At 48.1% G+C, this 11,791-nt stretch carries 13 protein-coding genes and 1 other RNA gene; 5 read left to right on the top strand and 9 right to left on the bottom strand.

Annotated elements, in window-relative coordinates:
- Positions 1–11: 11 nt before the first annotated feature.
- The 3 genes from C7B65_RS07530 to C7B65_RS07520 all read left to right on the top strand — a co-directional run bounded on the left by C7B65_RS07530 (position 12) and on the right by C7B65_RS07520 (position 1,341).
- Positions 12–653 (top strand): HEPN domain-containing protein, encoded by a 642-nt coding sequence (locus C7B65_RS07530; protein ID WP_073070209.1) that lies wholly within the window; start codon positions 12–14, stop codon positions 651–653.
- Positions 654–931: 278 nt separating this feature from the next.
- Complete coding sequence (locus tag C7B65_RS07525; protein WP_073070208.1) at positions 932–1,135, top strand: type II toxin-antitoxin system HicB family antitoxin; 204 nt, start codon at positions 932–934, stop codon at positions 1,133–1,135.
- Positions 1,132–1,341 (top strand): type II toxin-antitoxin system HicA family toxin, encoded by a 210-nt coding sequence (locus C7B65_RS07520; RefSeq protein ID WP_073070207.1) that lies wholly within the window; start codon positions 1,132–1,134, stop codon positions 1,339–1,341. Before C7B65_RS07525 ends, C7B65_RS07520 begins: the two co-directional genes overlap by 4 nt.
- A 125-nt stretch (positions 1,342–1,466) precedes the next feature.
- Here the strand turns inward: C7B65_RS07520 and C7B65_RS07515 are convergent, their stop codons facing one another.
- The gene (locus tag C7B65_RS07515; RefSeq protein WP_073070206.1) at positions 1,467–2,162 is read right to left on the bottom strand and encodes a RibD family protein; all 696 of its coding nucleotides are present in this window, start codon (positions 2,160–2,162) and stop codon (positions 1,467–1,469) included.
- A 208-nt stretch (positions 2,163–2,370) separates the two neighbouring features.
- Here C7B65_RS07515 and C7B65_RS07510 point away from each other — a divergent pair, with 208 nt between their 5' ends.
- Positions 2,371–4,398 carry a sensor histidine kinase gene (locus C7B65_RS07510; protein ID WP_073070205.1) on the top strand — a complete coding sequence of 676 codons (2,028 nt, stop codon included), beginning with the start codon at positions 2,371–2,373 and terminating at the stop codon, positions 4,396–4,398.
- On the opposite strand, the gene C7B65_RS07505 is transcribed toward C7B65_RS07510, so the two are convergent.
- From C7B65_RS07505 to C7B65_RS07480, 6 genes are all read right to left on the bottom strand, one after another.
- Entirely contained in the window at positions 4,395–5,414 is a 1,020-nt protein-coding gene (locus C7B65_RS07505; protein ID WP_073070204.1) for a Gfo/Idh/MocA family protein, read from the bottom strand. The genes C7B65_RS07510 and C7B65_RS07505 overlap by 4 nt on opposite strands.
- A gap of 45 nt (positions 5,415–5,459) precedes the next feature.
- Complete coding sequence (gene rnc / locus C7B65_RS07500) at positions 5,460–6,170, bottom strand: ribonuclease III (protein ID WP_073070203.1); 711 nt, start codon at positions 6,168–6,170, stop codon at positions 5,460–5,462.
- A 72-nt stretch (positions 6,171–6,242) separates the two neighbouring features.
- Positions 6,243–6,710 (bottom strand): hypothetical protein, encoded by a 468-nt coding sequence (locus tag C7B65_RS07495; protein WP_143162020.1) that lies wholly within the window; start codon positions 6,708–6,710, stop codon positions 6,243–6,245.
- A 428-nt stretch (positions 6,711–7,138) separates the two neighbouring features.
- Positions 7,139–7,553: RNase P RNA component class A (rnpB, locus tag C7B65_RS07490), an RNA gene on the bottom strand.
- A gap of 39 nt (positions 7,554–7,592) precedes the next feature.
- On the bottom strand, positions 7,593–8,288 hold the full coding sequence (locus C7B65_RS07485; RefSeq protein WP_073070201.1) for a hypothetical protein: 696 nt from the start codon (positions 8,286–8,288) through the stop codon (positions 7,593–7,595).
- 496 nt (positions 8,289–8,784) lie between these two features.
- A complete protein-coding gene (locus tag C7B65_RS07480; RefSeq protein WP_073070200.1) occupies positions 8,785–9,222 on the bottom strand; it encodes a peroxiredoxin in 438 nt (145 codons plus the stop codon).
- Between the two features lie 128 nt (positions 9,223–9,350).
- Here C7B65_RS07480 and psb32 point away from each other — a divergent pair, with 128 nt between their 5' ends.
- Positions 9,351–10,043: a photosystem II repair protein Psb32 gene (gene psb32, locus C7B65_RS07475; protein ID WP_073070347.1), complete on the top strand. Its 693-nt coding sequence runs from the start codon at positions 9,351–9,353 to the stop codon at positions 10,041–10,043.
- A gap of 64 nt (positions 10,044–10,107) precedes the next feature.
- Here psb32 and C7B65_RS07470 read toward each other — a convergent pair whose 3' ends face one another.
- On the bottom strand, positions 10,108–10,491 hold the full coding sequence (locus C7B65_RS07470; RefSeq protein WP_073070199.1) for a DUF4346 domain-containing protein: 384 nt from the start codon (positions 10,489–10,491) through the stop codon (positions 10,108–10,110).
- Positions 10,492–10,574: 83 nt separating this feature from the next.
- Positions 10,575–11,771, bottom strand: coding sequence for a GNAT family N-acetyltransferase (locus C7B65_RS07465; RefSeq protein WP_073070198.1), 1,197 nt, complete (start codon positions 11,769–11,771; stop codon positions 10,575–10,577).
- Between the last annotated feature and the right edge of the window lie 20 nt (positions 11,772–11,791).

The raw sequence follows: 11,791 nt of genomic DNA, 5'->3' as shown, positions 1-11,791 counted from the left end.
TCGGTTCAGGTATGTCAAAATCTGTTAGGTTTCGCACTTTAACTAAAGAATTAAATAGACTAAAAAAACAATTTCTTCCCAAAATAAATCCTATAGGCTCCTATTCTGATAGGCAGCTAGCTCTTACTCTTGCATATAGAGTTTTAGCTCATGCTGAAATCGAAACTTATCTTGAAGACAGAGTTTGGGAAGTTGTCATCAATGCAAAAACAAGCTGGGATCGTACAAGTAAGCCCTGTCGAACTTTGATCAGCCTTGTTGCGTTTTCTGGGCAGATGATGGACATGCCGCCAGACACACTCACTCCTGCAAAACCAAGTAAAGCAATTCCTCCAGAAAGAATAAAGTTAAATAAGAAAATGGATTCAGCTATTAATTGCTTTAAACGGGTTATTGATCAAAATCATGGAGTAAAAGAGGCTAACCTCTTAGCATTGCTTTTACCAGTAGGGATAGACAGCGATGATTTAGATTCCGCTTTGTTAGCCACCATGAATGCATTTGGGGAGCAACGAGGGGTTGTTGCACATTCCTCAGCAATATCTTACAAAACAATTCAACCACCAGATCCTGCTACTGAGCTGAGTAGAGTACAGCAAATTATTACAGGGCTTTTACTAGTGGATGAATTGATAAGTAACTTGAAGAGATAAGTGGTTGTAACAAATGAATGCGGTGTAAAAATCCCAATGCACCTGACCGCCGAGAGGTTATCTGTGGCGGGTGATTGGGAACGTTAGCTTATTATACCTGAAAGCCAACGTTAAGTTTTAGGTACGATCGCCCTGTTCCCATTCCCGTAGTGGAGAGAGGATCTGTGAGATGCAAGACCTAAGTAGAGGAGCGGATCAATGCTAACCTGAACAGCCATAGTTGAACGACAAACAGGCATCGCTGCTAGCATAGTCTCAACAACTAGCTCAACAGGTGTATGAAAATCAGAGCGATCGTTCATCCAGCAGAAGAAGGGGGTTATTGGGCAGAGGTTCCCGCACTTCCCGGTTGTGTGACTGAAGGAGACACGATCGAGGAGGTGATGGCTAATTTGCAAGATGCGATTGAAGGCTGGCTCGATGTTGCCAACAGTCGTCATGAGATCGAGCCAACCGCTCAAATTGTCGAAATTGCTGTATGAAATCTATTTCTGGCAAGCGGCTGTGCAAGATTGTGGAGCAAAAAAGTTGGGTTTTGCGAAGAATTACTGGCAGCCATCACATTTATGAAAACCCTGAAGTAGAGCAAATTCTGTCAATTCCTATTCACCGTAATCAAGACCTAAAAATCGGCACCTTGAGAGCCTTGATGAAAATAGCCCAGCTATCTGAGGAAGATTTACTTTGAGTGTAAGTTGCCGAGGTAGCTGGCAAATGTCAGAGGATGTCTGCGGCTCAAATTTGCCGTTAGCGCGTCAGACTCAAAAGCCAACGTTAAGTTTTAGGTACGATCGCTCCACATCTCAACCCCTCTCATTTGACTCGGTAGTGCAAAAACACCTCCTTACCCGCAGATCGAACGTCTAGCAACTCTAAGCGAGGCGCAACTCCCCCTAAAAAGCCAACGCCCTCAACCGGGGTCGGAGCGTTTACACCCCCCAAAATTAACGGGCAGACCGTCAGCCAGAGTTCATCGATCAGGTTAGCGGCAAACAGCGAAGCGACCAGTTCACCACCGCCCAAAATCGCCACCCGCTCTAACCCCAGGGCAAAGAGTTGTTGAAAAGCTTCCTGCCAGTCGATTTTTGAAGAATCTTCTTTCGACTCGGCCACTAAAATTTGTTCAAATTCTGCTCGATCGCGCCATCTCTCTGCCCCGATCGTCGCCGTCAACAGCCACCGAGGAACCGACTGCGAGAAAAACTGCGCTTGACGATCGAGCATTGCCGAACCCGAACAGACAATTTGCACAGGCTGAACTGGCTTCCCTTGCTGCTGGCGTTGCCTTAGCAAATCAGGATGGACAACCTTGAGCGTAGTGCCATACGCCCGTAAGGTTCCTGCCCCAAACAACACGGCATCTGACTGAGCAACTTGCGTTTCGAGATGGAGCTTGTCGATCGCGCTGCCAAACCGAGCCGGAGCGCGAGTTACATCCGCGATTTTGCCGTCTGCACTCATCGCTAAGATAAGCGTTGTGTGAGGAAACTGATTTTCACGATCGGGCATAGGCTGTTAGATTCAAATCTCTTTCAGAAATGGGATGACCTTCATCGGTCAAATCGTTAGAATGTCCAATTATGTATTGACCTTCTACATTAGATTTCCTAAGTTCAAACACTACGTTCATTTTTAAGCTAAACATAGCGGTTTTTGATCCCATAAAGCACAACTAACCATAGGGGTGCAAGGCTTTGCGCCCTCGATATGTACTTTTATGGCTAAACTCGGTCAGTCCTCTTTTCGTCGCATTTTGCTGGCGCGTCTTTTGCTCCTCAGCATCCCCGTTTTGCTGACCGGAGAAGTTGTCGCTTATCGCAAAGCCCGATCGGGGCTGCTTGAAACTGCCCGCAATAACTTGACCGTCAGCGCTGTCAGAAAAGGCGAAAGTGTTCGAGATGCCCTCACTGCCCTACAAACTAATTTAGCCACCGCTACTACTGCCTCGGCGCTTCAGTCTAAACAGTCTGCCAAAATTAAGGGATTTTTAGAGCAGTTGCAGCAGTCTTCGGCGATCGAGGTGCAGTGTGTGCAACTCACAAACGTTCAAACTCGCCAAATTGTTGCCAGCACTTGTGGGCAAGCAGCGATCGCACAAACTTCAAAGAATTCTTGGTCGAAGCAGCAGCGTGGAGTGCTGATCAAGCCTGCATCGGTGCAAGTTTCCCTCGCTCAACGGTCAAAGTCAGCGACCCAAGCTGATGATCAACTTCGCCTCGTGTTGAGTGCCCCGGTTTATGTGCCACAGACTTCTGAAAACCCAGTTAGCCAGCTTCGATATGTCTTAAGTCTTCAGTCTGCGCTGCACCAAACCGATCGTGACTCCTCGAAGATGACGTTTGGCTATACGGTGATCATCGACGAAGATGGCACGATCTTGGCACACCCTAACCCTGATCGAGTCGGGCAAACGATCGATCAAGACCGCAACTCCGATCGTTGGCAAACTTTGGTCAGAAATGCGATCGCAGGCAAACAAGAGTCATATCTTTTTCCGTTTGAAGAAAATGGAGTAGATTGGCTGGCGGGATACAGTTCTGTGCAGATTTCCAGCAATGGCATTTCTCGAACCTGGGTGATTTTGGCAACAACGCCGCTCGCAACTGCACTTTCTAGTCTCAATGAAATTCAACAAGTTCTTTTAATTCTCACGGTCGGACTGTTGACGGCAATTTTGCTAGCAACGCTTTATATCGCGAGAGATTTGGCACGTCCGATCGAGCAACTCAGCGACTATGCGCTGCGAATTCGAGAACGCTATTCGTCTGATCGTGCGCCCAAAGATTTCAAAGTTCGAGAACTCAATCACCTGGCAGAAGCCCTTGATAACATGGTCGAGCGGCTCGAAGAACGGGCAGAAGAACTCGAAACAGCTTGGCAAGAAGCCCAAATCGCTAACCAGCTAAAAAGCGAGTTTTTGGCGACCACTTCTCATGAGTTGCGGACTCCTTTAAATGCCATTATTGGCAGTGTTCGACTGGTGAGAGATGGGTGCTGCGACGATCGAGCCGAAGAATTAGAATTTTTGCAACAAGCCGATGATGCCGCCCTTCATTTGCTGAAGATCATCAACGATCTGCTAGACATTGCCAAAATCGAGGCGGGCAAAGTCGAACTTAGTTTGCAGCCTGTGCCCATTCAAGATCTCTGCCGCCAGTGTCTCAAAATGGTCGAGCCAGGTTCAGAAATGAAGCGATTGAAGCTCGTTTTAGAATTAGACGATCGCGTCGATCGGGCACTGATTGACGAGCGCCGAGTCAGGCAAATGGTGATTAATCTGCTCTCTAATGCGGTCAAGTTTACGCCCGAAGGTGGACAAGTGACGCTGAAAGCTTGGCTGGCTCATGGGCACCAGTTAGAGCAAGATACTCGCCCTGATCACAGTCCTATTAATCCCCATACGCCTTATTTGTGTTTAGAAGTTCAAGATTCAGGAATCGGCATTCCTGAAGACCGATGGCATCTATTGTTTCGTCCTTTTCAGCAAATTGACTCATCGCTGACTCGCAAGCACGAAGGCACCGGGTTAGGGTTGGCCCTTACCAAGCGCCTCGCTGAACTGCACGGCGGAACGCTTTCGTTTGATTCGGTTCAAAATAGCGGCAGCACCTTTCGGATCTGGCTGCCACTGCTAGAACCCATGCCTGTGAATGCGGCTAAAGTGACGATCGACCCAGCAGAATCGATCGACCCCTCAACCCCTCAACTGAGCGAGACCCTCCCCCTCAGCGTTCCTCAAAGTTAACGGCTCAGTGGCTGAAGAGACACGATTTGCCCACCCTGTTGCAACGACTGAGACAGCGCAACGAGAATTTGAACGAGCGCTGCTCCGAGCCAACCCGAAGAAATATTTGAGGGCTGATTTTGCCGAACACAGGTGAGAAAGTGATCACAGACTTGCTGAAGTGGCTCCCCTGGCGGCAAGGTCAAACTCTCATAGCGTTGATTCATCGGAATGAACTGCTGGTCTTGCTGGTTTAGCTGCCCCCGCTGAATCGAGAGCGACTCTGGCGAAAGTTCGTCAAACGTCAGCGTTCCTTGACTGCCCACCACACTCAGCCTTCGCTGCTTATCAGGGTTTAGCCAGCATAGATGAATCGTTGCCTCAAACCCGCTTGGATAGGTGAGTGTGACCCAAACCACATCAGATAGGTTTGTCTGAAGCCATGCTGTCCCTTTGGCTTGCACCTGACAGGGCATTGCTCCGAGCCACTCGTTAAAAATTGCAATGTCGTGAATCGCTAGATCCCATAGCGCATCGACATCCGATCGGACGGGGCTGAGGTGTGTTCGGGCAGCATAGCCATAGCGCAAATCGCCTAATTCTTGGGCTTGAATCACCGCTTTTCCGCGCAGCACAGCAGGATGGAATAAGTAGGTGTGATCGATCACAAGTTGGTGATGCTGCTGGTCTGCAAGCCGACAAAGCTGAACCGACTCTGCCACACTCAACGTCAAGGGCTTTTCTGCCAAGACGTGAAGTTTCTGCTTTAAAGCTGCTGTGATCAAAGAGAAATGAGTTTCGGCGGGGGTAGCGATCGCGACCGCTTCAACCCCTTCGATTTGCAAAGCGGTTTGAAAATCGTGGGTTAAAACCACTCGATCGTCTAAGCCAAACTGCGCTGCTGCTCTGGTCAAATTATCTGGGTTGGGGTCAACTACCGCCACCACACGAGCGAGAGGATTTTCTAAAAAATTCCGCAGTAGGTGACTTCCCCAGCGTCCAACTCCCACGATCGCTATCCCAACTTGATCAGACATTCACAAACTCCTCAAATTAGGCAGCAGAGGAGAATTAAGATGCCTCTACTGACCACTCAACGCTAAAAATGCAATCTGGGCTGCGGCTTGTTCTGCGGCTTTGCGCGATCGCCCCGTTCCTTTTGCCAAACATTGCCCTTGAATCCACACTTCAGCCGTGAAGCGATCGGGGTCATTGTGAGTTTGCCCATTTTCTTGAGTCCGATAGTCAGGCAAGGTTTTTTGATGAGCCTGAGTCCAGGTTTGCAAGGCGGCTTTATAGTTTTGTCGAGCCGGATCAGCCAAAATTTCGGTCGCAAGTGGCTGAAAATGGCGATCGAGCCAGGGTCGAATTAGCTCTAAGGTACGGGTGCTGAGATAGAGCGCTGCCAAAACTGCCTCTAAAGAGTCTGCCATGCGAGACTCTTGCCCTGCCACGTCTGACATCGCGCTTGCAGACACTAGAAGATAGCGATCGAACCCATAATCGTTGGCAATGGTTGCTAGAATCCGATCGCTGACCAGCACTGATCTCAAAGCCGTAAATTCACCCACTTTTAAGTGAGGGTAAACTTCCAGCAAAAACTCAGCCGCGCCTAGTTTGACGACAGCATCTCCCACAAATTCGAGTTGCTCGTAGTTTTCTTCTGCTGAAATGGTAGAGTGCGTGAGCGCCAAATCTAGCAACTCCCACTTAATCGGAGCCGTTTCGGGCAAGCCCAATCTCTGAACTAATTGTCGTAGCTGCTGCTGACGACGGGGATACTGTAAATTCATCCTCAAGAATCGCCCAAGTGAAAGCGGTCTTCTCCACCCTACACCCTACCCTGTTTTCTCAAGATCTTGCTTCTAAGCAGAGCGCAACACAGCATAAGTGCGTTGAATCTCGCCGATCGTAGCGGTTGTCGGAAGCGGAACCTCGGTAGCTTCTTGAAGTGCCCGGTTGAGTGTAATCGTCGTCACCTTGAGTTGGTCAGAACTGGGAAGAAAAGCGGTGTTGCCCGATTTTCCTAGGTGCCAATGCTGTGCTCTCACGGCATCGATCGTACCCGGAAACACCCCCACCAACATTGCCAGAACTTCGCTCGGTAAACTGACCACGACTTGGCGACCAAAAAATTCTTCAAAACCCGCCAAGAGCCGCTCTGCCCGTAAGGTCGGTTCGGGGGTTTCAATGATTTTCTGCAACCATCGCCCCCATTGAATCCGTCTCCCGTAGGCTCTGCGCCGCTCGTCGATGGATTTAATCGGAATTAGCTGCGGTGACCCGATCGCAATCACCGCCCGATAGTGTGGCTCAACTAAGCTGCCAACCACAGCACCCGGGCCAGCAAACTCTGCATGAAATTCTTTACAGAGGATTAGCCCGCTCTTTTTTTGTTCGCCAATAGCAAGGAGGTGTTCAGCAGGAAGGGCGGACCCTGAACGGTTAGACGAGGTGATAAGAGTAGAAGTTTGGCTATCCACGAATTGATCTTACCGTCTGGCGGTAAAGTGAGCGTCTTTGAATCAGGCAGGTTCTCAAGTCACCCCATCCTAGTGCAGGTCAAAAGCATGACGTTGCTTCGCTCAAAGGACTTTGCTGAATCTACACATTTCTCAAACCAATCTTAAAGAATGTCGAGAAATCAAATCCTCTGCATTAGGTTGTAAGATTGGGACAGGCTTCTAGCCTGTAGGGGCAGGATGCTGATCCTACAAATCATTCAGGATTGCTATAAAGTCGATCGCGCAATTAATTAATAGAGAAGAGCCAGACATAAGCCGGGTTCTGTTCTTTGAGCGCACTCAAAGGGCAGTTATCTATCTGGGACATCTGTTACCAAATGCCTCAAGCGGCTCTCTATAACGGCAGTTATCCACCGCTATCACGCAGAACGGGAAAAAGACCAACCGTTGTTCTTTGACCTTGCTCCCAACCGGGGTTTACCGAGCCAGCACCTCTCGATGCTGCTGGTGCGCTCTTACCGCACCTTTGCACCCTTACCAAAAACGTTTTGAATGAGTCACTCAAACTGCTCTTGGCGGTATTTTTCTGTGGCACTATCCTCACGATCGCTCGCACTGGGCGTTATCCAGCAGGTTTGGTCTTTCGGGAGTCCGGACTTTCCTCAGGCTGATAGGCAGTGCCCACAGCCCGCAACTGCCTGCGCTGACTCTTCTCCTCCCCTAGTTTAGACGCAGATGGCTGAGGGTTGATTAGGAGGTTTTTTTTCGAGGGTTCCAGGGCAGTCCAGCAGTCCAGTCTAGTTTAGTAATAGTCAGGTTGCAGATAACGCGAGTGCGATCGCCTGTCGGAGAGGTGTTTGGGCCCGCAAGTCGCATGGCTAAATAGAGCGCAAACTTTAGCTCTTCTTTGCCGTCCATGAAATTTTTATAGCGTTTTTGTTGAGCTTCAGATGATTTTTTAGGGTCGGGCTTTGTCAGGTCAACGATCGTCTTTTCGGTGTCTAGAAACCCATTATCTCCTTTGCGAACGAGCATATCTTCAGAGGCAATCTTCTCTTTGAGGGTCTTGCCAGGAGCGATCACGCTGAAGACCTGATTTTGAAAGAGATCAAGAGTGCTGCCAGGGGGAAGTCGTGTGACGCGCCGCGATCGTCCGTCAAGGTCAGTCATTGAGCAATAGTCCCAATCGATGTAAATAGGACAGTTTTCAGATTTGTTGTTGATGCTGATCGCTAACTCTTTGAGTGTATGAAACTCATAGTGAGTGTCAAATTTGAAGCTAACATTGATAATGTCTTGCAGGCTAAGATCTTGAAGCTGTTGATTTAAGTCTCCTTCCTCTAGCCGAATTTTGAACTCATCGTTAAAAGAGTTGATAATCTCGTAGAAGACATAAGTGATGCACAAAAGATAAATCGTCAATAGAACATAATCGAGGTCGGTCATAAGAAACCTTGATACGTTTGAAAACCGTGCCTCTTGAAAGCGCGGAGGAAAAACGAACTAGCGACTAAAGTTGCCTACACAAATTACCCGATTTCGTGAATCTTAGAGAGGACAATCTGCTACATTCTCAAGATATATAGCGTTTCTTAGTCTAGCAAGGGATGGACAAGAGGCTCAGGGTGTGTTTTGAAACTCGTTCGCTGCGATTCCGTTCCACCCTGAACTGAAGTTCGGGCTAACAAGGGAAAGTCCACTGAAGTGGACTCAGACAGCAGTTTAGCCTCTTCAGTCCGTTTCAACGGACTTTCTACGACTAGCCCAAACTTCAGTTCAGGGCGAGTGAGCAGGATGGACGACAGAGCTTTAAACCACTGCCCAAGCCTCCTATCACGCGACGCGAATGTATTTAACTTATCTGGAAATTGCTATACAGACGATGCGGTTTCGGGTTTCAGGCAAAACTAATTTTTGACCCCTGAAACCCGATCCCTTTTGACTAGCTGGTCATCTCAGCCAAGATATCGGTGGCGTGAGTGTCAGTCTTAACCGTCGTGTAAACCTGGCTAATTTTGCCAGAGCCGTCAATCACATAGGTGACTCGCTTAGAATAACCGCCACCGTCTACATCAAACGCTTTAGTGAGCGCACCATCAGTATCAACTAGGAGAGGAAACGGTAGATTAAACTTCTCAGTAAACTTTTGGTGAGACGCTTCATCATCCATGCTGACTCCAAAAACGGTGACTCCCTTGTTCAAATATTGCGCGTAGTTGTCTCGAAAACTGCACGCTTCCTTCGTGCAGCCCGGTGTGTCATCTTTAGGATAAAAATAGATGACAACAGGCTTACCCACATAGCTTGCCAAGAAAACCGTGTTGCCATTTGTATCTTTAGCGGTGAAATTAGGGGCACTATCGCCAACAGAGAGAGGCATATGAATTAGCTCCTTGCGATTCAAACTCTGTCAAAAATTGTAATGTAATTAATGAGAAGAGTTTGAACTCCTCAAATTATTTGTTGCTGTCGTGTTTTAAAAAGATGTCGTCTGAAGGTCGATCGCTCATGAGAAAGCTCCTCTCCGCTCTTGGCAACCGTTGGGTTTTGACCATCGTTGCTTTGATTTTGACCACGCAATTGGTGGTTGCTCCTGCCCTAGCTACGAGTCTCTATGAGGTTCCTGGCATTCCCACAGATTCACAAGTTTTAGACTTAGCCAATATTTTGAGTCGGTTTAGTGAAGGCAAAATCACCGAATCATTTACTGATCTGAAGGCAAAAACGGGTCAAGAAGTCCGTTTTGTCACGATTCGGGGCTTAGATTATGACGAAACGATCGAGTCGTTTACCGAAAAGCTATTTAAGCAGTGGTTCCCAACACCCGACGCTCAAGCTAACCAAACCCTAATGGTGTTAGACAAGCTGACCAACAATAGCGCGATTTACGCGGGTGAGAAAGCAAGGGCGATCATGCCGGATGCGATCGCTCAAAGCGTGGCTCAAGAAACGCTGCAAGTGCCGTTGAAGATCGGTGAACGCTATAATCAGGGCTTTTTGGATGCCAGCGATCGCTTGGTAGCAGTTCTGTCAGGTCAAGAAGATCCCGGCCCGCCTGTCGTGAAGGATAACGTTCAAGTTGAGGGCACGTTTGCGACTCCAGAAGAGACGCAAGAAAGCAACGCCACCGTTTGGGTGATTGGGCTGTTGATTGCAGCGACGGTAATCCCAATGGCAACTTACTTCTGGTATGTGAAGTAAGCGGTGCCCACAAAGAACATTTAGTATTGACAACGGGTTTCTATAAATCCGTTGTCAATACAAATTAGTCTTGGATGTAATCTTGGCAAGTCAACATCGCGACTTCTGCGCGGATAAATTCTCTACCTAAATAGGCAGCGTGATCTAGGCGAGTGACGACGCAATTTTCGGATTTTTCAAACAGCTCGATGCAAAGTTCTTTAGCCGTTCTGCCCTTAAAAACTGTGCTGGATTGGCGTTGTAGTGTACCGTTACAAGGCAGGGGCGCACCCGTTTCAGGGTCACACGCTAACCCTTTGTCGTTAATGACATTTGTAAAGTGTTTTGCACAGATCAGTTGGTTTTCTCGATCGACATAAATAATAAAATATCCCTTGGGATCGAGTTCAATAAAGCGGTTAGAAAGCTGGTCGTCTAGAGCAGTGGTATCGGCAACAGTCGGGTTCATAATCAAACCTTAAAAGCGATCATTATTATAGCCTCCTCTAACTGATGAGGAGGCACAGGACTGTTCTTTGAAACGCTCTGTTTCTAATCAATTTTGAAGCTAACGGGTTCTTGTTTGAACGGCAAATCTTGATTGATTGCGTCAATTTCTTGCTGCTCTAAATCATTCACCTGTTCGATATGCGATCGCAAAATTTGTGACAGGCGGCTGTTATAAAACCGATGAAGAGAATAGTTTGCAGTAGCTGGAAAACCCCGGCGTTTTTTGTGCCGCCCACCTGCACCGGGATCAAAGAGTTGAATGCCGTTTTGAATCGCCCACTCGATCGGGGAATAGTAGCAAGCATCAAAGTGCAGACAGTCAATTTCCTGCAAAGCTCCCCAATAGCGCCCATATAAGCGATCGCCCTTCGTCAAGCAAAACGACATGCCGATCGGATGCTGATCATCCAATTCGCTATAGGCGGCAAAAAATACCACTCGTTGAGAAAATCGGGGATGCAATTGCTCAAAAAATCGCTTCGTCAAATATTTACTGCCCCACCAGCCAAACTTGTCGCAGGTATCACTATAGAAGCTGTACATCGTCGGAAACAGAGACTTAGGAATCTCGTCTCCCGTGAAAGCTTTTAGATACAATCCGGCTTGCCCAACGGCTTTGCGTTCTCGCTTAATGTTGCGTCGCTGATTGGCATTAAATGCGCCTAGATAATCATCAAAAGTGTTGTAGCCCTGGTTTTGCCAGATGTAACTGTGATGCTGCCAGGTGCTAAAGCCGTGTTGCTCCATCCGCGATCGCCACTCTGGGTCAACATATAAAAAGTTGCAGCCAGAAATTTGGTTGTGAATGCAAAACTGATCGATCGCGCTAACCATCAATTCGGTCAACTCGTCTTCGTCTTCTCCGGGGGCAATCAAAAAGCGATAGCCTTCAGCAGGCGTAAACGGAGACATCCCCAACAGTTTTGGATAATATTCGACTCCCAGACGGCTTGCTAGATCTGCCCATTGGTGATCAAAAACAAATTCGCCGTAGCTGTGACCTTTAAGATAGAGTGGCGCGATCGCGATTAAAGATCGATCGCGCCAAACCGTGAGGTGATTGGGCAACCATCCCGACTTAGCGGTCGTGCTGCCTGATGTCTCCATGTTGTGCAGCCATTCCCACTCGAAAAATGGGGTTTTGAGCGGCATCGCTAACGCATCCCAGTCGGCTTGAGGGATCTCAGAAATCTTATTAATCCAGGCAACAGAATATCGAGGCTTGAGTTGTTTCAACATCGCCACTTAGCACTGCACAG

It is taken from the genome of Phormidesmis priestleyi ULC007 (assembly GCF_003003695.1).
Classification (GTDB): Bacteria; Cyanobacteriota; Cyanobacteriia; order Leptolyngbyales; family Leptolyngbyaceae; genus Phormidesmis_A; species Phormidesmis_A priestleyi_A.
This window is presented reverse-complemented; position numbering and strand designations above follow the sequence as displayed.

Excerpts from the sequence above, each read along its gene's own strand:
- C7B65_RS07485 (WP_073070201.1), bottom strand. The coding sequence starts at position 8,288 with ATGACCGACCTCGATTATGTTCTATTGACGATTTATCTTTTGTGCATC.
- psb32 (WP_073070347.1), top strand. The coding sequence starts at position 9,351 with ATGAGAAAGCTCCTCTCCGCTCTTGGCAACCGTTGGGTTTTGACCATC.
- C7B65_RS07530 (WP_073070209.1), top strand. The coding sequence starts at position 12 with ATGTCAAAATCTGTTAGGTTTCGCACTTTAACTAAAGAATTAAATAGA.
- C7B65_RS07505 (WP_073070204.1), bottom strand. The coding sequence starts at position 5,414 with ATGTCTGATCAAGTTGGGATAGCGATCGTGGGAGTTGGACGCTGGGGA.
- C7B65_RS07465 (WP_073070198.1), bottom strand. The coding sequence starts at position 11,771 with ATGTTGAAACAACTCAAGCCTCGATATTCTGTTGCCTGGATTAATAAG.
- C7B65_RS07525 (WP_073070208.1), top strand. The coding sequence starts at position 932 with ATGAAAATCAGAGCGATCGTTCATCCAGCAGAAGAAGGGGGTTATTGG.
- C7B65_RS07510 (WP_073070205.1), top strand. The coding sequence starts at position 2,371 with ATGGCTAAACTCGGTCAGTCCTCTTTTCGTCGCATTTTGCTGGCGCGT.
- C7B65_RS07520 (WP_073070207.1), top strand. The coding sequence starts at position 1,132 with ATGAAATCTATTTCTGGCAAGCGGCTGTGCAAGATTGTGGAGCAAAAA.
- rnc (WP_073070203.1), bottom strand. The coding sequence starts at position 6,170 with ATGAATTTACAGTATCCCCGTCGTCAGCAGCAGCTACGACAATTAGTT.
- C7B65_RS07480 (WP_073070200.1), bottom strand. The coding sequence starts at position 9,222 with ATGCCTCTCTCTGTTGGCGATAGTGCCCCTAATTTCACCGCTAAAGAT.
- C7B65_RS07515 (WP_073070206.1), bottom strand. The coding sequence starts at position 2,162 with ATGCCCGATCGTGAAAATCAGTTTCCTCACACAACGCTTATCTTAGCG.
- C7B65_RS07470 (WP_073070199.1), bottom strand. The coding sequence starts at position 10,491 with ATGAACCCGACTGTTGCCGATACCACTGCTCTAGACGACCAGCTTTCT.